Below are 22,789 nucleotides of genomic sequence, written 5' to 3'. Positions count from 1 at the left end.
CCCATGACAAAGAAAGCCTTAATCACCGGATTAACTGGACAAGACGGTTCTTATCTCGCTGAACTTTTGTTAGAGAAAGGCTATGAGGTGTACGGGTTGGTGCGTCGATCCAGTTCTGGTAATGTTGGGCGGATTGGTCATCTTTCTGATCGAATTCAAATTGTTTCGGGTGACCTTCTAGATCAGTTTTCTTTGATGGATGCGATCGCCAGCGCCCAACCGGATGAGATTTATAATCTTGCTTCCCAGAGCTATGTCCCAATTTCTTGGACACAACCCGCCCTCACAGCCGAGTATACGGCGATCGGGGTTTCTCGACTTTTAGAAGCGATTCGTCGCGGTAAACCTGATGCCAGACTTTACCAAGCCTCTAGTAGTGAAGTCTTTGGACAACCTGACGAATCTCCTCAAAATGAGCGTACTGCCTTTCGGCCTCGCAACCCTTATGGTGTTGCCAAAGCCTATGCCCACTGGATGACGATCAACTACCGTCAACAGTACAACCTCTATGCCTGCTGCGGGATCACTTATACCCATGATTCCCCCCGACGGGGAACAGAATTTGTGTTTCGCAAGATTACTAATGGAGCTGCCAGAATTAAGCTGGGTCTGGACAACGAGTTGAAATTAGGAAATCTAGATGCCCGTCGAGATTGGTGTTATGCCAAAGACGCGGTATATGCAATGTGGTTGATGCTGCAACAAGAGCAACCTGACGATTACATTATCGCTAGCGGCGAAGCTCGTTCTGTCAAAGAGCTAGTTGAATGTGCGTTTAATTGTGTCGGCTTGAACTGGCAGGATTATGTCTCTGTTGATCCTGCTTTTTATCGCCCTGATGAAGCAGTGCAGTTAGTCGGTTCTACTGATAAGATTCAGAAAAGTTTGGGTTGGAAGCCTGGTCACTCTTTTGAGCAATTAGTCGAATTGATGGTTGATTACGACCTCAAGCAATTGAGTGACGGCTAGCTGTGAAATAGAAAGAGATTTGCTCAGAAATGAAACTCAGAAATAGGTTCTTCGGGTTTCATTTCTAAGCAGAAATTAGACTAGAAGTGCGCGGAAATAAGCGAGATAGCACTTAAATCATTGTCTATGCCTGTACTAGTAGCAAGGTGATCGGTGTACTCAAAGTATATATTTGATGTTAAAAGTTGTAGTTGATGCGACTCCGCTGCTTCCAAAACCTAGTGGTGTTGGCTTTTATGTCGCCAATCTGATTCAGGCACTTCATGCATTACAGGACCAAGAAAACTTTCAGTTAGGAATTGCTTACCAGCCAAGTCTCAAGAATTGGCTTCGCGGAAATCTTAAATTCCCCGATTCAATTCAGCAATATTCTAATCTTCATTTGCTACCGTTGCCTGTTAGAGTTCTTAATCTATTAGCAACCGTTCCAAATCCACTTTTGCCTTATTTTGAGCAATCTTTTGAGCTACCGGATATTGTTCATGGCACTAATTACGCTGTATATCCGTGCCAAAAGAGTTTGAGGGTAATGAGCATTTATGATCTGACATTTATCAAGTACCCAAACTATGTCAACGCAATTGTCAGAAGCTATGCCTCACGTATTCAGCAATGTCTTAGATGGACTGATCTAGTTTTGACAATTTCGGAAAGTTCCAAGCAGGATATTGTTGAGCATTTGAATGTTAGCTCTAGCCGGATTCAAGTTACTCCCCTAGCAAGTCGTTATCACACAAATTACCTATCCAAAGAAGTGGCTGAACAGCTTACTCATTCTGTTAGCTATGACTTTTCAAAACCTTATATTCTTTTTGTTAGCACGATTGAGCCTAGGAAGAATATTAACGTTTTGATTAAGGCATTCAATCTACTTAAGCAGAAACACAAAATCGAGCATCACTTAATTTTAATTGGGCAAAAAGGTTGGCACTATAAACCGATTTTTGCAGAGATTGAGCGATCGCCCTGGAACCACTGCATCCATCATCTCAACTATTTGTCTGATGAGTTGGTTGCCTTGTTTTATTCAAAAGCAGATGTTTTTGTATATCCATCCCACTACGAGGGATTTGGTCTGCCGGTATTAGAAGCTATGACGTTAGAAGCTCCCGTTATAACTTCTAATACGTCATCGCTGCCGGAAGTTGCAGGAGATGCGGCGCTTTTAGTTGATCCAAACGATGTTGCAGACATAGCTAATGCCATCTTGCGCGTCGTGGGCGATCGCACCCTACGTCAAGAACTGATTCGCAAAGGCAAAGAGCAAGCAAAGCTATATTCCTGGGAGAGAACTGCTCATGAAACCCTCAGAGCTTATCGTTCGCTTCTGGTATAAATCCCTGGTGTTGCCTTAGATCGAGGCTTCAGGCAGAATCAGCATTGCATCTCCAAATGAGTAGAAGCGGTAATTTTGGGCGATCGCCTCTTGATAGAGCGCTAGCAGTCGCTTTCGCCCAATCAAAGCGCTGACCAGCATCAGTAAGCTGGACTTAGGCAAATGGAAATTGGTGATTAGCCCTTGCACCACTCGCCACTGGTAGCCAGGGTAAATAAAGAGGTCAACCTTGCCGCGATAAGGCTGAAGCGTTCCTGCCTGAGCTGCACCTTCTAGAGCACGGGTAACGGTGGTACCGACTGCAAAGATACGTCCCCCTTGAGCTTGGGTTTGGCGAATTTTTTCCACCGTTTCGGGGGGAACTTCTACCCACTCTCCATGCATCTGATGGGTAGTGATGTTGTCTGTTTCCACTGGGCGGAAAGTTCCTACCCCAACGTGCAGGGTGATAAATGCCTGGTCAATTCCTTTTGCTTTGAGTTGAGCGAGCAATTCTGGCGTGAAGTGTAGCCCTGCGGTAGGGGCAGCAACGGCACCGGGGCGATCGCTATACACCGTCTGGTATTGCTCTGGATCAGCTTCAGATCCAGTAATGTAGGGCGGCAAAGGCACTTGGCCCAGCTGCTCTAGCACTTCGTAAAGAGACTGTCCTTCCGGTAGGTTAAATTGAATAATTCGTCCACCAGTTGGCTCATCAGTTGACAGGATCTCGGCAGCTAATGGTAGACCGGACTGGACTAATAGATCGGGCTGAACTGGTAGATCGGGTTGAACTGGCAGACCGGGTTGAACAGCGCTTTCCTCCAATCCTCCAAACAGAATTTGTGCCCCTGGTTTGAGCCGTCTACCAGGTTTGACGAGGGCTAACCAACGATTGGGCTGCTGTTCTTCTAACAGTAAAACCTCGACCTCAGCGCCTCCTGGCTTACGCCCGTAGAGACGAGCGGGAATTACGCGGGTGTTGTTGAGTACCAAGAGGTCGCCGGGTTGGAGCAAATTCGGTAAATCTCGAAAGATACTGTGCTGGTGCGTGGCAGTTGACGAAACGACAAGCAATCGGGCACTGTCTCTAGGAACGACAGGATTTTGAGCAATTTGCTGCTCGGGTAACTGGTAATCATATGCAGCCAACAGCCAATCTGATTGATCGAGAGGAATGGAGGGCGATCGCTTCCAGTTTTGTTCGTCCGTTATCTTGCTCATCATTCTGCTTGAAATTCTGCTTGAAATTTAGTATCTACGGTAAAGCCTGCCCTGTTTTCAGTTTGCTTTTAGTCTTCCGCTTCGTCAGCTTGGGTGAACCTCCCTACTCCAGGTCGGGGATTATTCCCCTATTGGTTATCCGTAATTCCATTCAGAATATAGATGTAGCATTTGCCCGGACATCCAAACCTTATGGAATATCTCTATTACCTTGCAAATGCCAGCCTGACGTTGAGAGTTGTCGAACACCTCCACACTTCACCCTGGCTTCCAGTCCGTTTCATGACTGTGATCCACCAGATTGACGGCTGGGTAGTTAAGGTAAAACTCACTCACAACCTGGATGCACAGCAGCACGGGGATTTCCGCGCTTTCCTAAACGAACTGGGTATTCCCTATGAGCCTGAAATTCGCGTGAAAATGGCTCTTTGGGGACTAGAAACAGGACAGTCTCCAATTGACGTGATGCATCGCTACCAGGTCGCTGTTGTCTCTCATGGCAATCCTGATCGCGACGAAATTGAGGAATTTCGCAAGCAATTCGTTCATGGACTCGGCTACTGTCCAGAAACTTTGGCTTAAGCTGGCAACCACTTACAGCCTAATCTGAATTACCAGGAGCGCAGCAATGCTGCGCTCCTTTTTTAGGTTATTTCTGTTCTAAGTTGTTTAAAGTCGATTAAATCAGGTGCAATAACTAAACCGCTGCCAATGTTTCGGCTTGGCGACGAGGAATATCATAAGTGAAAAAGTCATGAGCCATGAGCGTATGGGGAAAGATTGCCTGAGCTTCAGACAGCAGATCAGTGAGGGCGATCGCATTTCCCGGTGCATAGCGCGGGCTAAAGTGAGTCATAATCAGCTTCTTGGCTCCCGCTGCAAGAGCCACCTGAGCCGCCATGGTGGAAGTAGAATGAAGCCGCTGGTAAGCTAATTCAGCATCCTGATGGGCAAACGTCGCTTCATGCACCAGCACATCTGCATCTTGCGCTAGCTCTACCGAATTTTCACAGAAGATCGTATCAGTGCAATAGACAAACTTACGTCCAATCTGGGTTTCGCCACATAGATCAGCCCCATTAATTTTGCGCCCATCTGCTAAGGTAATCACCTCCCCTCGCTTGAGCTTGCCATATAGTGGACCTGAAGGAATGCCTAACGCAGCAGCTTGCTCTACATCAAATCGTCCTGCTTTATCTTTTTCCGAAACGCGATAGCCAAAAGCAGGTACCCGATGCGTCAAAGGGCTACAGCTTACGGTAAATTCCTCATCCTCAAATACAACTCCGGGCTGTACGGTGTGGACTTTTACCGGATAGGAAAAATGGGTCTGAGAATAGCGCCCACAAGCTCGCAGATACTCATTCAGGTGAGGTGGTCCGTAAACATCAATCCGGGTTGGATTACCCGCCAACCCACAGCTTGCCAGCAGCCCCATCAAGCCGTAGATGTGGTCCCCGTGCATGTGAGTGACAAAAATGCGAGTAATTTGGCTAATCTTGACATCACTACGGAGAATTTGGTGCTGAGTGCCTTCGCCACAGTCAAATAGCCAGGTTTCTGCTCGTTGCGGCAGTCGCAGAGCAATGCTGGAAACGTTGCGCGATCGCGTCGGCACACCCGAACTAGTTCCTAGAAAAGTTATCTGCAAGATGGGTCAACCTGATTTTTGGCACAAATGCTTTGCACGAATCTTCTGCACAAATCTATAGTGACATAGGATGCAAATTCATCGCTGTGAACTTCCTAGATTCAAAAATACCGGAACATTCAGCCGCAGTTAGAGCCTCAAATTCAAGAATTCAAGGGAATTCCGGTTAGTTGTAACTGAGTGATGAATGATGCAAACAGTTACAGCCCATGCCGGACAAAGATTACAGGCAAAACGCTCGCACTACAGGTATTGCGACGATTCGTTGGATTGGTATGAGTTTCAAAAGTGACTAGAATTTGATCTAAATCACGGTCTAAATTCGGTTCAAATTGGTCTATATTGGGCAGGGTTATTGCTTCATGCCAATCTTCCCCTGTCATTTGTGAATCCCTGAGTCCACTGCAAACTTATCTTTATCTCAGTGTTAGGAGTCCGCAAGTTATGACATCTGGATGCTATGCCAAATCTCGCTGGTTTCGGCTTCAGCAATTCACTCGTTTTACTAAACACTCCTGGTGGTTTTCGCTGCTGCTGTGGTTGGTGGCGATCGCTCCCGCCTATGCTCAGCGCTTAGAAATGCGCGTTGCTGTTGAGCAAGGGGTGTCTCAGGTGCAAGTCGGCAGCTCAACAGATGCTGTCGTACGTGACGGCTCAGGTCAAGTCTTAGCAAACATTCCAGCGATGAATGCGAAGGTAGCTGAGTCCGAGGCAGGGAGAGTGGCGATCGACGATTGGCAGTCAAGCCAAATCTGGATCGAACCCAGTGAAGGCGGAGCCGTCTGGATTGGCGACAAATGGTATCGCGGACGCACCCTAGTTGTCCCTACAGGAAATGGGCTGACAGCCGTCAATTACGTCGATTTAGAACATTACCTTTACAGCGTCGTTGGCGCTGAAATGCCCACTAGTTGGCCCATTGAGTCGCTCAAGGCACAGGCGGTTGCTGCCAGATCCTATGCGCTTTTCCAGCGTCAGACGGGTGCCAACGAGGTGTTTGATGTCGGTGACACTCAAGCTTGGCAGGTCTATGGCGGCTTAGGCGAAGAAACAGCTAGCACCCAAACTGCTGTAGACCAAACTCAGGGTCAGGTGCTGACCTACAACGGGCAAATCATCAATGCCGTTTTTCACTCTTCATCAGGTGGACACACTGAAGATGTGGAGCAGGTTTGGGTCAGTCCACTGGCTTATCTGCGCGGCGTTCCTGACTTTGATCAATATTCTCCTGACAGACAATGGGTTGAAAACTTCTCCGCATCCGACTTACAGCAACGGATTTCCGGCGTAGGCAATATCGTTTCCTTTACTCCAGAGGAATATACTCGTCCTGGTGGTCGCGTCAGAAGAATGCGAGTTGTTGGGGAGTCAGGAAGCCGCATTATGACAGGCGATGAAATTCGCCGCGCTTTAGGACTGAAAAGTACTTTATTCGCAATTACACCGCAGTTTGAGCCGGTCGCCAGCGCGGGCGAAACTGTGCCTTCTCGTCCAGTTAGCTTCCAGGTCGTCGGCGGTGGCTTTGGTCATGGAGTCGGCATGAGCCAGTGGGGAGCTTACGGTATGGCGATGCAGGGACAAAACTATCAGCAAATTGTTCGCCATTACTACACGGGCGCAATTTTGTCTCAGATCGAGGTTCGCTAACTGGTTATTCAGTTAAGAGAAAGCAGTGAGGACAGGGCTTAAGCCCTGTCCTCACTGCTTTCTTTTGATCTGTACGATGGCTCTGGGACTCTTAAAAGCCTTGCTCTAACCTGCGCCGCCACTCGGCGTCAACTTTGTCAGGGTTAGAGGCTTCCTGCTCAAGTAGGTCTTGCTCAGTGGTGTATGCCAGGTTATCAGCACTGATCACGGTTTCAGCAGCAAACTGTTTGGCATAAGCGATTTTGCTTTGGAGTTCAGGGGTTGCCTGACTTAGCAGCATGGCGTGCTCTTGGCGCTGGCGGTTGCGAGCTTCAACTTTTTGGTTTCGCCATTTAACCCAAAAGTAGCGGATTAGCGGGATTCCGATAAAGGCGATGCCATAGGCTAGCAGTAGCGGGTAAATGACATCAACAAAGGCAATCAGTCCGCCAATCTCGGCTATGAGCGCCGGATCGGTAAGCAGGGTTCCCAAAAATATCGCTCCAGCCAGGTTGGCAACACCCAAACCGATGGCGATCGCCACCTGCCCTGAACTGGCATGACTAAATTTCCACAGAGATTCCTTTAGGTAAGCCGCTACCGATTTACTGCGATTTTGTTTTGCAGTCACCTGTAGCTCTGGGAAGTGGTAGACGATTTGTCCATCCGGGCTAACCTCTGGGCGACCGTTGAAGCGGCTCAGCACAGGCAACATGTAATCTTCGTATTCTCGGTTGTAGCCAGTGCCCAGGTCATCCAGGTAAGGCGCAACCTGTTCGGCAGCGACAGCACCACTATTATTACGAATGACTGTGGCGATCGACTGCCAGCGGCGTTCATCCAGGTCAGCGTTGGGATTGCCATCACCAAACAGGAAGGAGAAAACCGCTTCCAAAAAATTCATCTCATTGTTTGGCTCAATCCCCCGACGAGAAGTGGTCTGACGCTGGCGATAATATGACCGGCGGTCGTAATAGTCGGGGTAAAAAATCCAGAATAAGTCAGGCCCAAACCAAAACCGGGGAAGGAAGATGAATCCACCACCGCCGCTATCTCGACGCTCGTCACCGCCCTCTCGGCTAGCGTTCGTCGCAGTGATCAGAACAAAGATCGAGACTGCAATCAAGACCAGCGATGCGATTAGCAGAATGCCAAAGGAAATGCGGATCAGGTAAAACAAAATCTTCCAGATCTTGTTCCACCATTCCTGTAGGCGCAGCCTTAAGTATTTGTTTCGTAAGACCCCTCTAAAGTTACGGGGGAAGAGATAGGCAATTTCTCCTGAGTCTGAGACTTGAAGATGTCCTCCGGCTTCAGATGCTAGCGCCAGCAGATCTTGCTCGGCCAGCTTAATGTCCAAGCCTGACTGAGAGGCTACGTCGCCAGTAGTGACGCGATAATCTAGCTTCTCAATCGCCTGCATGACGATAGGGTTTAGAGCCATGCCAATTTCTCGGTGAAAACTACGGGGTATACCTCCAGTATAGGATTCAGATTTTCCAATCTACCCCGTAGCAGGTTGATCCAATTTAATTCATCGGCTAGCGCGGTACTCGTTGAAACGATAGGATTTGCTGTTTGATAATTCGTTTAATCAAGGCAACAGCAGCAGATGGGTGGTAATTGCGGTTTTGAAAATAGCTTTGGTCGGGTCGATGGTTCAAGTAGGGTAACGCTACCTCGCATGATCTGCCATCATTCCCCATCACATCGCTGTCTGGCACCCACATCACCGAGCCGTCTGGAAAAACAGCTACACCGTCTAGAAGTGAGCTGGAAGGCTTCTGCGGTTTCAGCTTGGCAGGATTCTCTTTGGCAGAGTTGCTTTTTGCAAAGTTATTGTTTAATTCGTTGTTTAAAAAACTGTTTGAAAACTGCTGTTTTGAGTCGGACATTATCACGATTAGCTCCGTAGTTCTACAAAATGGTGAGGGGCAGTTTTACCTGCCTCAATGTGTGACGGAACACCCGTGAAGGTTATTTTTCAGGAACATCCAACCCATCAACAGCTGACTACTCTCTAGCAGCGCAGCTACTGTACGTCGCAGGAACTTTTGATTTCAAACTAATTCGCAGCACCCGCTCAAACTCAACTGCTGCACCCCAGAACTGGATCTTAAGCATCGTCGTTCAGCCCGGCATCAATTTGGAGAGGTAGTTCGCTTAGCAGAGACTCTATCTCAATGGCTAGAACGTTGTTGGACTTGAGAATAGTATGTGGGACTTGCATGAAACCGTTGGTGATCGTCCTGGGGAAAAGGTGTGACAATTTCTTAGAATTAGAGTGACTCCTATAGAGGGTAGACGTGACCTGGTTAGACAAGTTGAGTGATGACAGTCACGCGATCGCCCACAACCGTCTAGTATCACAACCGTCTAGTATTGGAATTTGACCGGTCAGGCTCAGCATTAAGTTAGTTGGTAAGTGGGCGATCGCCTCATATAAATCAGCTACTCTAAACAATAAATCAGCTACTCTAAGCAGTTAGTTCTCCTATCACAAGCAGCTATGCCCAGATCTCAACGAAACGACAATTTCATTGATAAAAGCTTTACGGTCATGGCAGACCTGATTCTTAAAGTTCTGCCAGCCAGCAAAAGCGCGAAAGAAGCTTTTGCCTATTACCGAGACGGCATGTCCGCCCAAGCAGATGGTGAATATGCCGAAGCACTGGCAAACTACGAAGAAGCATTGGGGCTTGAAGAAGACCCCTACGACCGCAGCTACATTCTCTATAACGTAGGACTGATTCATGCCAGCAACGGCGAGCACGAGCGAGCGCTAGGACACTACAGGGAAGCACTGGAGCTAAACCCCCGAATGCCTCAGGCTCTCAACAACGTTGCGGTAATTTATCACTATCTGGGCGAACGCCAGGAAGAAGCAGGCAACTCTGAAGCGGCCGAAGAATATTATGATCAGGCTGCTGAATATTGGCAGCGCGCCATCCGAATGGCTCCCAACAACTACATCGAAGCTCAAAACTGGCTGAAAACCACTGGGCGGTCAAAAATGGACGTGTATTTTTAGTAAGGATAAAGCATGATTGACCGCGAACAAGTTCAAAAAGTCGCCCATTTAGCCCGACTGAATCTAACTTCTGAAGAGGAAACTCAGTTTACTGGACAGCTCAGCGATATTTTGGAATATTTTGAGCAACTGAGTGAGCTAGATACGAGTGAAGTGGCACCAACCACACGGGCGATCGATATGAGCAATGTCTCTCGCCCTGATCAGCTACAGCCTTGTGAAGACCGAGAGATTATTCTCGAAAGTGCCCCTGATCGGGATGGTGAGTTCTTCAAAGTGCCGAAAATTGTCAATGCTGAGTAAAACCCAGCTAGTGCAAACCACCTAGCCTATTCATCAGTGAAAGGGGCTTCAGCCCCTTTGTGGCTAGCGGCATTAGTTGCGGTGATTGTTGCTGTAACGTACTAGGGCTCCAGCCCATTGCAGCTTTTCGCGCAGCGTTTGGTAATAGGAATAGTTCTCTCGCAAAACAATGAAGTTGGCAGAGCAATCTGCCATGCGAATATCAACTCGCTGCCCTGGCCAAATTGAAGTTGCCAAAACGCCATCCATCCATAGCTTCGTCGTCAGTTCTCGGTCTGCCAAAGGCCAGATACTGACGACTGAGCGAGGAGGCAGCACAATTGGGCGACTGGAAAGACTCAGAGGGCAGATAGGAGTAACGGCGATCGCCTCCATACCAGGATGCAAAATCGGCCCATTTGCAGCAACGGTATAGCAGGTTGAGCCAGTAGGAGTTGCCACGATCAGTCCATCCCCCTGGTACTGGTCAACGACTTCTCCGTCGATTTCCATTTCCAGGATGGAGGTAATCATGCGATCGGCGGAACCAGGTTTAACGCACATCTCGTTCAGAGCGTAGTAGCGATCGCTCATTGGCTCCTGATTTTCACGCCCGCCTTCAAAGGTGCAGGCTTGCAGCATCATTCGTCGCTGCACTGCAAACCGATCTTCTAGCAGCCGATCCCAAAGCTGGTCAGAGTCTTTCAGGTGATCTGAAGACTCGGTTAAAAAGCCTAAATGTCCGCCAATATTGATGGCGAGAATTGGAATGCCTTCGGGCGCGAGGTGTCTGGCGGCTGCCAGAGTCGTTCCATCCCCACCAAACACCAGACCCAGATCTATCTTCTGCTGTACCGATGCCAGAAAAACCGGATAGGGGTTGTCCTTGGCACCGCTTGGGCCGACCAGGACGCGACACTTCCGGTTTTCCAACTGCTCAGCACACTGCTCTGCCCGGCGTTGGCTGAAGGAGTCTCCTGCTTTGTAGGCAATAATGACCTGATTTAGCTCCAAACCTTCACCACACTAGAAGCACTACCACTTGAGCAAATTAAACTGCTCCATATCTACCGTATCGCGGTTGCGATAGATCGAAAGCACGATCGCCAAACCGACAGCCGCCTCAGCAGCGGCGATCGTAATCACAAATACCGTGAACACCTGTCCCTTGATTCCGCTGGGGTCGAGGTAGTTAGAAAACGCCATTAAGTTGATATTAACGGCATTTAGCAGTAGCTCAATTGACATCAGCACCCGAATCGCATTGCGGCTTGTCACCAAACCATAGATTCCGATACAAAACAGGGCAGCTGCCAGGAGAAGAAAGTATTGAAGTTCCATAGAGTTTTGTCAATTTCAAATTTGCAGCAATTTCCAGGGAGCTACCTAAACATTGCGTTGTGTTGGAGAAGTTCCAAGGGTTCTGTCGGGGCTACCGGGTGCCGCTGAAGCCAGTTCACGAGGACGTTCGGGCAATGTCAACACAGGTTGTTGAGTCTCCTCTCGCTCAAGCGCATCGGGCAGAAACTCACGTCGTGCTAGAACGATCGCCCCAATCAGCGCCATCAGCAGCAACACCGAGGCTAGCTCAAACGGCAGCAAAAAGTCGCTAAAGAAATGCATACCAATCACAACAGTAGAGGTATCTCCTGCCACCGGAGCCGTAGAAATTGCCCAGGGAGTTGCTAGCACCATCGTTCCTAGTAGGGCAAACAAACCCAGGCAAACGGCTGCTGTTGTAATTTTGCCAACCCAGGCATTCCGCAGCGGCACAAAATTCTGACGCTTGTTAACCAGCATGATTCCAAACAGAATCAGTACGTTAACGGCTCCAACATAGATAAGTACCTGAGCCGCAGCAACAAAGCCCGCATTCAGCAGAATGTAAAGCCCAGCAATGCTAATAAACACGCCGCCCAGCAGGAACGCCGAGTAAACGATATTTTCTAACAGCACCACACCCAGTGCTGCACCTAGCATCATCAGCGCCAGCACGCCAAATGAAACAATTTGAACTCCATCCGCTAAGTTCACGTTCGCTAATCTCCATCAAGTTTTTACCACCAGTGGATCAGGCAGAAAAAGCTGAGATCTGCCTACTCCAACCTCCGAGCCTTACTTTGCGCCATTTTCTTCGGCTTCTTCCAAAATTTCTTCTGGTAGCTTACCAGCCCGACGGGAACCAGCAGGTAGCCCATGAGGGTAAAGCACGCCTTTGGGCAAGTACGCTAACTCGCGCATAGGTTGCACCATCGGGTCTTGCGTAACTTTGTAAGGGAGACGGCCCAACGCCACATTATCAAAGTTTAGTTCGTGGCGATCGTAGGTACACAGATCATATTCCTCAGTCATGGAGAGGCAGTTGGTCGGGCAGTATTCGACGCAGTTACCGCAGAAAATGCAAACGCCAAAGTCAATGCTGTAGTGGTTTAGCTTTTTCTTCTTGGTTTCTTTGTTAAATTCCCAATCCACCACAGGGAGGTTAATCGGGCACACCCGAACGCAGACCTCACAGGCAATGCACTTGTCAAACTCAAAGTGAATCCGACCACGGAACCGCTCTGAGGGAATCAGCTTCTCGTAGGGATATTGAACAGTAATCGGGCGACGCTGCATGTGGTCAAAGGTGACAGACAGCCCTTGTCCGATATATCGGGCAGCTTGGACTGCCTCTTTGGTATAGTCAGTAACTTGCTTAAGGAACTTCAACATAGTGTCACCTAACAAGGATCAGGAATGAGGGTTGAAAAGGGAGGATGAGGGGTGGGAACTTTTTGCGGATGAAGAGATTGCTACAAGTGCATTCATTCTTGATTCTCATCCTTGATTCTCATCTTCCAAAAGTCACCCGCCGAAGGCAAAGGGGAAGGTGAGCTTGAGAGCGGCGGTGAGCAGAAGATTTACTAGGGAAACAGGCAATAGGAATTTCCAACCCAGGTCTAGCAGTTGGTCAATGCGAACGCGGGGAAGCGTCCAGCGCAGCAAGATTGCCAGGAAAACAAGCAGATAGGCTTTGAGCAGAGTCATGATGATGCCCAGCGACCCGGTAAGTACCTGGAGCCAAGGGGTAGACTCACTTATGCTTAACCAACCTGCTAAGGATTCGATAGGAATGATGAAATTCCAACCGCCCAGATAGAGAACGGAGACAAATAGAGACGAAAGCACCAAGTTGACGTAGGAGCCAAGGTAGAACAAGCCAAATTTGATGCCCGCGTACTCAGTTTGGTAGCCTGCGACCAATTCTTCTTCTGCCTCGGGGAGGTCAAAGGGGAGACGTTCGCACTCTGCAAGGGCCGCAATCCAAAAAATCAAGAAGCCAATAGGTTGTCGCCAAACGTTCCAGCCAAGGATTCCATAACCAGACTGCTGCTGAACGATGTCGATGGTGCTGAGGGAGTTTGACATCATGACGATCGCCACCACCGACAGCGCCAGCGGAATCTCGTAGCTAATCGATTGTGCAGCAGCTCGCAGCCCACCTAACAGAGAATACTTGTTGTTTGAAGCGTAGCCAGCCATTAGCAAACCGATGGGTGCAATGCTGGAGAGCGAAATCCAGAGAAAAACACCAATACCCAAATCGGTAATCAACAGATTTTGTCCGAAGGGCACGATCAGGAATGACAGGAATACGGGAATGACGACGATCGCTGGTCCGAGCGTAAACAGCAAAGAATCAGCTTTGGCAGGAATAATGTCTTCCTTGACTAGCAGTTTCAGACCGTCGGCGATCGGAATGAGCATCCCCAGGGGACCAGCGAATTCAGGACCAATTCGCTGTTGGGCTGCGGCTGAAATTTTTCGCTCTAACCAAGTTGTGACCAACACCCCTAGAGTCGCGCCAACGAGTACTAACAGCATGGGGAGGGGCAACCAGGCGACCCTAGCTACCTCAGCAGGCAGCCCCAGATCAACGAGGAGCTGAATAAAACTTCCTTGTAAATCAATTCCTGAGTTCATGTTTCCTATTACGGGCAACGATTAGGACAACTTATCTAGCCGTCAAATTACCTTAATTCACTGAACCATTAAGCCAATTCAGCTGCTAGATCAACCGTCAGACTACCGCACAACGTAGTACAACGTCCGTCAGCTTGCAGGCTAAAAAGCCTCGTTAAATTTGTGAAGATTCTTCACGCACTCTATTGCATAGTATATCGCTGCCCGGTTTGCAGAACGGGGCGTATAGCATTCAAATCTGGGGTAAATCATGAGAAGTTCTACTGAACTGGATAAATTGTGCTTAAGTCAGTTCAGAATTTCTTGAAAGCCTCGACTGCTTACTATTTGAACCATAGAGGCTGGGCTATAGCAGCTCTGTCAGGGTAAATAATATAGCGATCGGAGTTATCCGAATGCCGGACCCACATGGTTTGATTCACCTCAAGAACAATTTTGAAAAAATGCCTCAGTTGGGCGTAACAGTTGGGTATAGTGGGAGCTATTCCTGGGAACGCGCTTACCAACCGATAGATTTTCAAATGTTATTCTTTACCAGGTGTATTTTTAGCCCTCTGTAAATCATTAGCCGTGCTAGTTCCAAATTTTCCTGAATGTAGTCACCCTCTCGTGAAATCGCTGTTTCACTACAGCGACCAGGAATTGCTGACGCTGTTTCAACGGCATCCTGATGCAGGGCAGTATTTTACAGCGATCTTTTGCCGATATAGTCCGATTGTGTACACGCTAATTCGACATTCGGCGCGATCGCCCGTTCAGGCAGACTATCTGTTCGCGATTACCTGGAAGCACATCTATCACGAGTTGGGTGGATTGGATCTGCACGCCGCTGCCGCTCCGAGTGCAGCATCCCGATCAGGGCTGTCTTTGCAGAGTTGGCTGATTAATGTAACCGCTGTCTGTATTAATGGAGCTGATTTGCCAGCGGTTGAGTCAATTCACTATTCTCTCAAAGCCGCTTCACCACCGCTGTGGTGCTACATCGAGCAAGCGCTGGATCAGCTTCCGCCTGTCCAACGGTTGATGATTGTAATGGCGCAAACCTTTCACTGGAGCGAAACCCGAATTGCAGCCTACTTGCAGGCAGAAGGCGAGGCAATTTCGGCGGCTGAGGTCAAGACACAGCTTCAAGATGGCTATCAAAAGCTAGAGGCTACCCTACCCGCTGATATCCGCGCTATTTATTTAGAAGGCAAAGGGCTGGCTCAGCCACAGGCAAAACCAGATACTGACCCTGTGCCAATGGAATCAGGGCTGGAATAAGGTTGCTGCAATTAGAGATGTTTAAGACGAAAAGGCACCCACTTCGCGAGGTGTCTTTTCATTTGTGACCCCAATTTATGTAAGAAGCGATCGCTTCTCTGCGAAACCGGCGATCGATTCTCTGCGAAACTGGCGATCGCTTCATCGTGTCGTGGTCAAGATTCGAGTGAATCCAAAGAACTCAGGGGCAACTCCGTTTAGCTACAGTGCTGACGAAGATTCAGCCAAATGTGGCTTCAATTCCCTAAACGATGCTTCTATAACGGTTTTCAAAACGACCTCAGCAATTCAGACCTGCTATCAAGTACGAAGTAACCAACAACGACAGCACTGGCTATGGATTGCTGTGGGACGGGGAAGGGGTCATGTATGCAGTCTTTTCCTCCACTGGAACACAGGGCAAATCCACTCAGGACTTTCGCCGCTTTGCCACTCGCCTCGTCATTACGGCAGATGCCTGGTTTTCTCCTCGTCATGCCAATGCATTGCCCATGACCTGTAGCAGTTCGTCGCCCTTTAGCTATCAGCTCAGATTCACTCCCAACTTACAGCCGTCGATGTTCTTAATGCTGCTTCAGCCAAGCTATTTTGGGTAGTCTTGAGAAAACTTGAGTAATCTTTGGAGAAGTCCATTCGGAAGGCATAATTCCAAACAACACTCCCAGAAACTTTACGGGTAGTGATGTTAATGTCATGAATTTTGGCAGAGCGGTCCAAGGCTGCATTCTCAGAAATCATGGCAAATAGAGGCTACCGACTCGTGAAATACTTTTTTCTCTCAGACGGTTGGACAGTTGGACGGGTATGGGAAATGGGTGGGCTGTGGAATGAGGTCGCCTGGCGACGCAAACCCGACATCCGCCGGATGAATCTGTGTATTGCTGAAAAGGGCGAGAAGCTGTGGCTCTACCGGGTTGAAGATGAAGTGATAATGGTAGAAGTCAAACCCGAAGCAGAATTTAATACTGAGTCTGCTAGTGCGATCGGTCAGGTGGTGCTGAAGCGATTGATCAGTGCTGATCAGGCGATCGAATTACTCTGTGCAGCAGAAGCCTTTTTTGAGCCTGCGTCCTTCGAAGGAGTATAGCCCAGTTATCTGAACCCTTATTCCTGAGAGTTTTAAGGCAACATGGAAAAGTGGATGCAGTACTTAATTCGATGACCCCGAATTTAACTCCGATCGCTTCTCAGTTTAGTTCACTAGAGCAGGCGCTCAAGCACTTTTTTGGCTATGATCGCTTCCGACTAGGGCAACAGCAAATCATTGAGGCGGCACTACAAGATCAAGATTTGCTAGTGATCATGCCCACCGGAGGCGGCAAATCTCTGTGTTTCCAACTTCCGGCACTGCTCAAACCAGGGCTGACGGTCGTGGTTTCGCCGCTGATTGCGCTAATGCAAGATCAGGTCGAGGCACTGCAAGATAACGGCATTGGAGCAACCTTCCTGAATAGCAGCGTAGGTTTAACGGAGGTGCGTCAGCGCGAGGCAGACATTCTGAATGGGCGGATTAAGCTACTCTATGTGGCTCCAGAGCGTTTGTTGGGAGAACGTTTTTTATCGCTGCTTGACCAGATCCAGGCAACAGTCGGGATTGCGGCATTTGCAATCGACGAAGCGCACTGCGTTTCAGAGTGGGGTCATGACTTTCGCCCAGAATATCGGCAGCTTCGCAGTTTGCGCGATCGCTACCTAGATGTGCCCGTGCTGGCACTGACGGCAACAGCAACAGAACGGGTGCGGCAAGATATTGTGCGGCAGTTGGAGTTGCGATCGCCTAACATCCACATCGCTAGTTTCAACCGTCAAAACCTTTACTACGAAGTTCGTCCAAAGCAAAGACATGCCTACGGAGAACTGCTGGAACAGGTGCGACAAACTTCCGGCTCTGGAATTATTTACTGCCTCAGTCGGCGCAAGGTAGATGAACTCACCTATCGACTTCAGCGTGATGGCGTTGAAGCGCTGCCTTATCACGCCGGACTCGGCGATAAGGAGCGATCGCAAAATCAGACCCGCTTCATTCGGGATGACGTGCGCGTCATGGTTGCAACGATCGCCTTCGGCATGGGAATCAACAAGCCAGACGTGCGGTTTGTGGTTCACTATGACTTGCCCCGCAACCTGGAAGGCTATTATCAGGAGTCGGGACGCGCCGGACGAGATGGCGAAGCGGCACAATGCACCCTCTACTTCAGCTATGGCGACATTAAAACGGTTGACTTTCTGATTGAACAGAAGTCTGACCCTGATGAGCAGCAAATTGCCCGCCAGCAGTTGCGCCAGGTGATCGACTATGCGGAGGGAACAGATTGCCGCCGCCGGATTCAACTGGCTTACTTTGGCGAGAGCTTTATTGGCAACTGCGGCAACTGTGACAATTGTTTGCATCCCCGTCCGACGGAAGATTGGACCGTTGAGGCGCAAAAGTTTTTGTCCTGCGTAGCTCGCTGTCGAGAGAGCTTTGGGATGAAGTACATCATCGACGTACTGCGCGGGTCCAAAGACAAGCGAATTCTGAAGAACGGACACGACAAGCTTTCGACTTACGGCATTGGGCGCGATCGCAGTGCCGATGCCTGGAAAGTGTTGGGGCGATCGCTCCTGCATCAAGGCTTACTGGAGGAAAGCTCTGATGGCTACTCAGTCTTAAAGCTGAATGCCGCCAGTTGGGACGTGATGCGGAGCCAACGCACGGTCGAGATTGTGTTGCCGCCACGTCTAGAAAGCCAGGCTGAGGAATCTCAACCCAGAGCAGATTCAGAAATGCTGTTTGAGCGGCTGCGAGTGTTGCGCAAGGCGATCGCCGATGAGCAATCTGTGCCGCCCTACGTCGTCTTTGCTGACTCCAGCTTGCGGCTAATGTCCCAGAAACAGCCCCAAACTCTAAAAGAATTCGCCAAAATTTCAGGTGTGGGTAGCCACAAGCGCGATCGCTACGGCGCTCGATTTACTGCTGAAATTCGGGCTTTTTGTGAGGAGCAGGGAATTCCCACTCGCTCAGAAGACGATAATTTCGGTTCAGAACAGACCGAACCCACTCCCTCTCCCTCACCCGAGGGAATGCTGTCCACCACTCACCTGCACACGCTAGATTTGCACCAGCAGGGCCTGTCTCCAGCCGAAATTGCCGAACAGCGCAACTTTCGCCTCAGTACGATCATTGACCACCTGGGAGTGCTGATGGAAGCCGGACAACGGGTCGATTTAGATTCGCTCGTTCCACCAGAGCGGCAGGCAACGATTGAGCAGGCGATCGCCATTACCGGCGCAGATTCCCTACGGATGATTCGGGATCACTTAGGAGAAACCTACAGCTACCCTGAAATTCGCCTGGTCAGAGCAGCCTGGAAGCGATCGCATTCCGATGACGAATGATTAGACGCTATTCGCCCTTCCAGTCAGGTTGGCAATCACTGCCATAAATTCTGCTGCATCAATCGGTTTGGGAATGTGAATTTGGAAGCCTGCTAACAAAAGCTGGGTGCGATCTTCTGGCCCAGCACAGGCGGTTAGTGCAACTGCGGGCAAAATCAGATTGCGATCGCGGGCGATCGCCCGAACTTGTCGAATCAAAGCATATCCATCTTCTTCTGGCATGTGGATATCGCTGACCAATAAATCGGGGGGTTGGGCGATCGCTCCCGTTAGAAAATCAACCGCCATTCGAGTAGATTCCAGAGCAATCACCGTTGCACCACACTGTTCCAAAAGCGTCTTGAGAAAGTCGCGGGTATCTGCCTCATCATCCACAACCAAAATACGTAATCCGGCTAGCTGGTCTGGCTGGTGACTTGTTTTTTGTCCCAAAACGGTTGGTGAGGTGAGTTCCGCTGCTTCTGCAGCTTCGGGTGGGGCAACCAGCGGCAGGGTAACGGTAAAGGTTGCACCCTGTCCCTCTCCCTCGCTCTCTGCCAACACTGTGCCACCGTGCAACTCTACCAGGTGCCGCACGATCGCCAACCCTAACCCCAACCCACCGTGAGAGCGAGTGATGGAGCTGTCTGCCTGCCGAAATCGATCAAACACATGCGGCAAGAATTTTGGGTTAATGCCTCTGCCGGTGTCGCTGACTTGAATGCTAACGGTACGATTGCTCTGCAATAGCTGCACTTCGACCTTGCCATTTTGCGGCGTAAACTTAATGGCATTAGACAGCAAATTCCAGATAACCTGCTGGATTCGTTCTGGGTCGCCAGAAATTGCCTGACTTCTAGGGTCGTAAAATGCCTGTAAGTCAATCATTTTGGCTTCAGCCGCCGGGCGAACTGAGTCTAGCGCTGCTTCAATCAGAGAAATGGGAGTGACGGATCGAATGTTAAGTCGCACCTTACCGCGAATGATCCGCGAAACATCTAAGATATCTCCAACTAGTTGAGTTTGCGATCGCGCGTTTCGCTCAATCGTTTCGAGTGCCCGGTTAACCGTATCTGGGTCAAACTGGCGAGTACGTAACAGTTGTGCCCACCCCAAAATGGCGTTGAGCGGCGTTCGCAGTTCGTGAGAGAGCGTTGCCAAAAACTCATCCTTCATCCGGTTGGCGGCCTCGGCATCGGCACGGGCAACCTGTTCGCGCACCAGCAATTCGTCCTTAGCCCGGTTGGCGGCTTCTAGCTGAGCAGTGCGTTCAACCACCCGCTGTTCCAGTTCAGCATTGAGCGCACGAATTTGAGCTTCAGCCTGTTTACGCTGGGTGATGTCGTGCATCACGACCACGGCTCCCAGCTTTGTCCCCTGGGGGTCAGCGATCGCCTGTCCGCTAGCTAATACCGTTCGGGCACTTCCCTGTTTCGGCACAATCATCATCTCCCGATTGTGGACATGCTCGCCTTGCAGTGCCCGAAACAACGGAATCTGCTCTTTGGTCAAAGGGGTTTGTCCGTCAGGTGAATACAGACTGTAATATTCTGCCCACTGCTCTGGCGCTAGGGCTTGTTCTGGTAGCCCATGAAATTCTCGGGTTGCCCGGTTGAACAAAGTCAACATGCCATCAGAATCGCAAGCGACAATCCCAGCATTCACATTGTCCAGCACGGCTTTGAGAAATTCCTGCTCGCGCACCAGGGCAGCTTTGGCGTTAGAAAGTTCTGCTGTGCGTTGCTCTACTCGTAGCTCTAACTCATTATGAGCCTGCTTTAGAGCGGACTCCGCCCGTTTCCGCTCCGTGATGTCCAGCACAAAGGAAACTCCGCACTGGTTTGATTCTTCTAGAAACGCTCCACCAATTAAAACCGGCACCCGGCTACCGTCTTTGCGAAAATACTCTTTCTCGAAGGGCGCAAACCTACCGGAATGACGCAACTCAGCGACGGTTTTTTGATCCAGATCATAGAACTCGGCCGGTGTCATATTTTTCCAGCTAATTCTGCCTGCCTGCAAATCTTCTTTGGTGTAGCCGACAGTCTGGAGAAAAGTGTGATTGGCTTCGGTGATGTTGCCCTCTAAATCCCAAAACATGATGCCGATCATGTTTGATTCGGCGACTCGTCTAAACCGAGCTTCGCTCTGCCGCAAAGCGATCAGCGCAGCCTGCAATTCTTGCTGACGGCTCGCAACACTTTCTGACAGCGTGAGTGTGTCCTTACTCTGAACGGCAAGCTCATGTTCCAATACATCTCGAAATTGCTTGACAGCGACTTGGTTAGAAACTCTTGCCCGCAGTTCGTCTACTGAAAAGGGCTTCATTAAATAGTCCTGTGCGCCATGTCGCAACAGATCGATTCTCAGATTGTCATCTGCTTTGGCACTCAACAAAATGATTGGCGTGCTGTTTAACTCTGGATAGGTTCGTAGGGTTTGCACCAGTTGATCGCCACTGATTTGAGGCATCATCAGGTCGGTCAAAATCAGGTCGGGCTGAAGGGCGATCGCCTGTTCTAACCCAGCTTGACCATCGGGAGCCGTGGCAATGCGATATTCCTGCTGTAAGGTTTCGCAGATGAACTGGCTCATATCAGGATTGTCTTCTACAACCAACACGAGCGGACGGGCTTCTTCTTCTGGAGAGTGGGTGAATGAGTCAGGAGTCTTATGACCATTGCCAACTTCTAAGGTTGCTAGCGTTTGTCGGACGATCGCCTCATCTATCTCTTGGATGGCATCTGCATAGTTAGAAGAATTTTCACCATTACTGCCAGCATTGCTATCAACTAACGGCAGGGTAACAATAAAAGAGGCTCCACCTCCTGGCGCATCTTCTACTGCAATCGTGCCTTTGTGTAACTCGACAAACTCCTTGGCGATCGCTAATCCTAACCCCGTTCCACCGTGCTGATTGGACTGGCGATCGCCCTGCTGATAGCGCTCAAAAATGATTTGCCGCAGTTCTGGTGACACTCCCGGTCCGCTATCTTGAACCGTTACGCTAACCTGTCTAGCAACCTCATCTACCCATGTTTCAGCAAAGCTTCCATTGCTCTGAAGCTGCAAAGTACAGCGTACCTCACCCCCCACTGGCACAAACTTAAACGCATTAGCCAGCAAATTTAAGAAAACCCGCTGTAGTTTCTCGGCATCTCCTTGAACCAGCAGCGCAGATGGCGTTTCAACAACAAAGTTAACCTGACGTTCTTCTGCCAATGCGCTGAATTGCGAAGCACTCAGCCGCAAGAGCTGTGCCAGGTCAAGCTGCACACAGCGTAACTCCATCCGATTTGCTTCTAGCTTCGAGATATCCAACAAATCGTTGACATATTTCAGTAAGGTACGAGCGTTGCGGTTGATGTTCTCCAGGCTGTGGCGAAAGGGTTGAGCAGCCTCTTCCCGCAGTAAACGCTCCGTCGGTCCCAATACCAGCGTCAGCGGCGTTCGCAGTTCATGGCTGACGTTGGTAAAAAACTGGGTTTTAGCCTGATCCATCTGCTTAAGCTGGTCATAGAGCGTGGCTAATTCCTGGTTGGCCATCTCCAGTTGCAGTCTACGCTCCTCCGCTAGTTTTGCACTGCGAACCAACTTCTGAACCTGAGGAATTAAAGGAGGCAGGGCAAGGGCTGTGATCACGGAGGCGATCGCCGTTACCAGCTTCACTCCCCCTGCCAACCAGTAAGTGGGGTGCCAGAGCGTCCATACCTCAATAAAATGGGTCGCCCCGCAGGCGGCAATAAACAGCCCAAACGCTAAAAAAATTCCGTGAAAGGGAAGCTGAATTTTACGAACTAGGTGAACCAGCGTTACCGAAATTGCAAAATAGGCGAGCCCAATTGATAGGTCAGAACCCACATGCAGCCCGACCAGTTCTGGCTTCCATAAATAGCAATGTCCGTGTGGAATAAAGCCATTGGAAGCAAACAAACTATTCAAAAATTCAGACATACCGAATCAACCAGGAAGGTTAGAAGTCGCCCGTACTAATACACACTAGGAGGGTTTCTCCCCCGAACCCTATTCCCTTCATTATATTTTCGAGAAACCCTATAAACCTCTTGCTACTGAGGCAACTTGTCATCAGGACTGTAACAATTTATGC

General features: G+C 49.6%; 22 protein-coding genes. 10 read left to right on the top strand and 12 right to left on the bottom strand.

Features of this window, described 5'->3' with window-relative positions; all coding sequences use genetic code 11:
* Nucleotides 1–3 precede the first annotated feature (3 nt).
* Nucleotides 4–969 carry a GDP-mannose 4,6-dehydratase gene (locus tag H6F88_RS28590; RefSeq protein WP_190646203.1) on the top strand — a complete coding sequence of 322 codons (966 nt, stop codon included), beginning with the start codon at nt 4–6 and terminating at the stop codon, nt 967–969.
* A 175-nt stretch (nt 970–1,144) separates the two neighbouring features.
* The gene (locus H6F88_RS28585; RefSeq protein ID WP_190646202.1) at nt 1,145–2,305 is read left to right on the top strand and encodes a glycosyltransferase family 1 protein; all 1,161 of its coding nucleotides are present in this window, start codon (nt 1,145–1,147) and stop codon (nt 2,303–2,305) included.
* Nucleotides 2,306–2,320: 15 nt separating this feature from the next.
* Here H6F88_RS28585 and queA read toward each other — a convergent pair whose 3' ends face one another.
* Nucleotides 2,321–3,511, bottom strand: a complete 1,191-nt coding sequence (gene queA / locus H6F88_RS28580; RefSeq protein WP_190646201.1) for a tRNA preQ1(34) S-adenosylmethionine ribosyltransferase-isomerase QueA — start codon at nt 3,509–3,511, stop codon at nt 2,321–2,323.
* Nucleotides 3,512–3,700: 189 nt separating this feature from the next.
* Between queA and H6F88_RS28575 the strand changes: the two genes are divergently transcribed.
* Nucleotides 3,701–4,090, top strand: a complete 390-nt coding sequence (locus H6F88_RS28575; protein WP_190646200.1) for a hypothetical protein — start codon at nt 3,701–3,703, stop codon at nt 4,088–4,090.
* 115 nt (nt 4,091–4,205) lie between these two features.
* On the opposite strand, the gene H6F88_RS28570 is transcribed toward H6F88_RS28575, so the two are convergent.
* Nucleotides 4,206–5,159: a ribonuclease Z gene (locus H6F88_RS28570; protein ID WP_190646199.1), complete on the bottom strand. Its 954-nt coding sequence runs from the start codon at nt 5,157–5,159 to the stop codon at nt 4,206–4,208.
* A 200-nt stretch (nt 5,160–5,359) separates the two neighbouring features.
* Nucleotides 5,360–5,542 carry a hypothetical protein gene (locus tag H6F88_RS28565; RefSeq protein WP_190646198.1) on the bottom strand — a complete coding sequence of 61 codons (183 nt, stop codon included), beginning with the start codon at nt 5,540–5,542 and terminating at the stop codon, nt 5,360–5,362.
* A gap of 61 nt (nt 5,543–5,603) precedes the next feature.
* Here H6F88_RS28565 and H6F88_RS28560 point away from each other — a divergent pair, with 61 nt between their 5' ends.
* Nucleotides 5,604–6,806 (top strand): SpoIID/LytB domain-containing protein, encoded by a 1,203-nt coding sequence (locus H6F88_RS28560; protein ID WP_190646197.1) that lies wholly within the window; start codon nt 5,604–5,606, stop codon nt 6,804–6,806.
* 91 nt (nt 6,807–6,897) lie between these two features.
* On the opposite strand, the gene H6F88_RS28555 is transcribed toward H6F88_RS28560, so the two are convergent.
* The 3 genes from H6F88_RS28555 to H6F88_RS34215 all read right to left on the bottom strand — a co-directional run bounded on the left by H6F88_RS28555 (nt 6,898) and on the right by H6F88_RS34215 (nt 9,249).
* A complete protein-coding gene (locus H6F88_RS28555; protein WP_190646196.1) occupies nt 6,898–8,229 on the bottom strand; it encodes a hypothetical protein in 1,332 nt (443 codons plus the stop codon).
* A gap of 97 nt (nt 8,230–8,326) precedes the next feature.
* Nucleotides 8,327–8,680 carry a hypothetical protein gene (locus H6F88_RS28550; RefSeq protein WP_190646195.1) on the bottom strand — a complete coding sequence of 118 codons (354 nt, stop codon included), beginning with the start codon at nt 8,678–8,680 and terminating at the stop codon, nt 8,327–8,329.
* A gap of 443 nt (nt 8,681–9,123) precedes the next feature.
* Complete coding sequence (locus H6F88_RS34215) at nt 9,124–9,249, bottom strand: hypothetical protein (RefSeq protein WP_277882245.1); 126 nt, start codon at nt 9,247–9,249, stop codon at nt 9,124–9,126.
* 45 nt (nt 9,250–9,294) lie between these two features.
* Between H6F88_RS34215 and H6F88_RS28545 the strand changes: the two genes are divergently transcribed.
* The gene (locus H6F88_RS28545) at nt 9,295–9,816 is read left to right on the top strand and encodes a photosystem I assembly protein Ycf3 (RefSeq protein ID WP_190646194.1); all 522 of its coding nucleotides are present in this window, start codon (nt 9,295–9,297) and stop codon (nt 9,814–9,816) included.
* Between the two features lie 12 nt (nt 9,817–9,828).
* Nucleotides 9,829–10,119 (top strand): Asp-tRNA(Asn)/Glu-tRNA(Gln) amidotransferase subunit GatC, encoded by a 291-nt coding sequence (gene gatC, locus H6F88_RS28540; RefSeq protein ID WP_190646193.1) that lies wholly within the window; start codon nt 9,829–9,831, stop codon nt 10,117–10,119.
* A gap of 72 nt (nt 10,120–10,191) precedes the next feature.
* Here gatC and H6F88_RS28535 read toward each other — a convergent pair whose 3' ends face one another.
* The 5 genes from H6F88_RS28535 to nuoH form a co-directional block, all read right to left on the bottom strand.
* On the bottom strand, nt 10,192–11,112 hold the full coding sequence (locus tag H6F88_RS28535; protein ID WP_190646192.1) for an NAD(+) kinase: 921 nt from the start codon (nt 11,110–11,112) through the stop codon (nt 10,192–10,194).
* A 21-nt stretch (nt 11,113–11,133) separates the two neighbouring features.
* Nucleotides 11,134–11,439 carry an NADH-quinone oxidoreductase subunit NuoK gene (gene nuoK / locus H6F88_RS28530; RefSeq protein ID WP_190646191.1) on the bottom strand — a complete coding sequence of 102 codons (306 nt, stop codon included), beginning with the start codon at nt 11,437–11,439 and terminating at the stop codon, nt 11,134–11,136.
* A 45-nt stretch (nt 11,440–11,484) separates the two neighbouring features.
* Nucleotides 11,485–12,132, bottom strand: coding sequence for an NADH-quinone oxidoreductase subunit J (locus tag H6F88_RS28525; RefSeq protein WP_190646190.1), 648 nt, complete (start codon nt 12,130–12,132; stop codon nt 11,485–11,487).
* Between the two features lie 81 nt (nt 12,133–12,213).
* Complete coding sequence (ndhI, locus tag H6F88_RS28520; RefSeq protein ID WP_190646336.1) at nt 12,214–12,807, bottom strand: NAD(P)H-quinone oxidoreductase subunit I; 594 nt, start codon at nt 12,805–12,807, stop codon at nt 12,214–12,216.
* 135 nt (nt 12,808–12,942) lie between these two features.
* Complete coding sequence (gene nuoH / locus H6F88_RS28515; protein ID WP_190646189.1) at nt 12,943–14,061, bottom strand: NADH-quinone oxidoreductase subunit NuoH; 1,119 nt, start codon at nt 14,059–14,061, stop codon at nt 12,943–12,945.
* Between the two features lie 570 nt (nt 14,062–14,631).
* Here nuoH and H6F88_RS28510 point away from each other — a divergent pair.
* The 4 genes from H6F88_RS28510 (at nt 14,632) to recQ (ending at nt 18,702) form a co-directional block, all read left to right on the top strand.
* The gene (locus H6F88_RS28510) at nt 14,632–15,324 is read left to right on the top strand and encodes a sigma factor-like helix-turn-helix DNA-binding protein (protein ID WP_190646188.1); all 693 of its coding nucleotides are present in this window, start codon (nt 14,632–14,634) and stop codon (nt 15,322–15,324) included.
* A gap of 365 nt (nt 15,325–15,689) precedes the next feature.
* Nucleotides 15,690–15,920 (top strand): hypothetical protein, encoded by a 231-nt coding sequence (locus tag H6F88_RS28505; RefSeq protein WP_190646187.1) that lies wholly within the window; start codon nt 15,690–15,692, stop codon nt 15,918–15,920.
* Between the two features lie 164 nt (nt 15,921–16,084).
* Nucleotides 16,085–16,411, top strand: coding sequence for a hypothetical protein (locus H6F88_RS28500; RefSeq protein ID WP_190646335.1), 327 nt, complete (start codon nt 16,085–16,087; stop codon nt 16,409–16,411).
* Nucleotides 16,412–16,482: 71 nt separating this feature from the next.
* Nucleotides 16,483–18,702, top strand: a complete 2,220-nt coding sequence (gene recQ / locus H6F88_RS28495; RefSeq protein ID WP_190646186.1) for a DNA helicase RecQ — start codon at nt 16,483–16,485, stop codon at nt 18,700–18,702.
* Here recQ and H6F88_RS28490 read toward each other — a convergent pair whose 3' ends face one another.
* Nucleotides 18,703–22,635, bottom strand: coding sequence for an ATP-binding protein (locus H6F88_RS28490; RefSeq protein ID WP_190646185.1), 3,933 nt, complete (start codon nt 22,633–22,635; stop codon nt 18,703–18,705). It abuts the gene before it with no gap.
* Between the last annotated feature and the right edge of the window lie 154 nt (nt 22,636–22,789).

This window comes from Oculatella sp. FACHB-28 (genome assembly GCF_014696015.1).
GTDB lineage: Bacteria > Cyanobacteriota > Cyanobacteriia > Elainellales > Elainellaceae > JAAUTN01.
The sequence above is the reverse complement of the archived record's forward strand: the minus strand, read 5'-3'. Positions and strand labels throughout refer to the sequence as shown.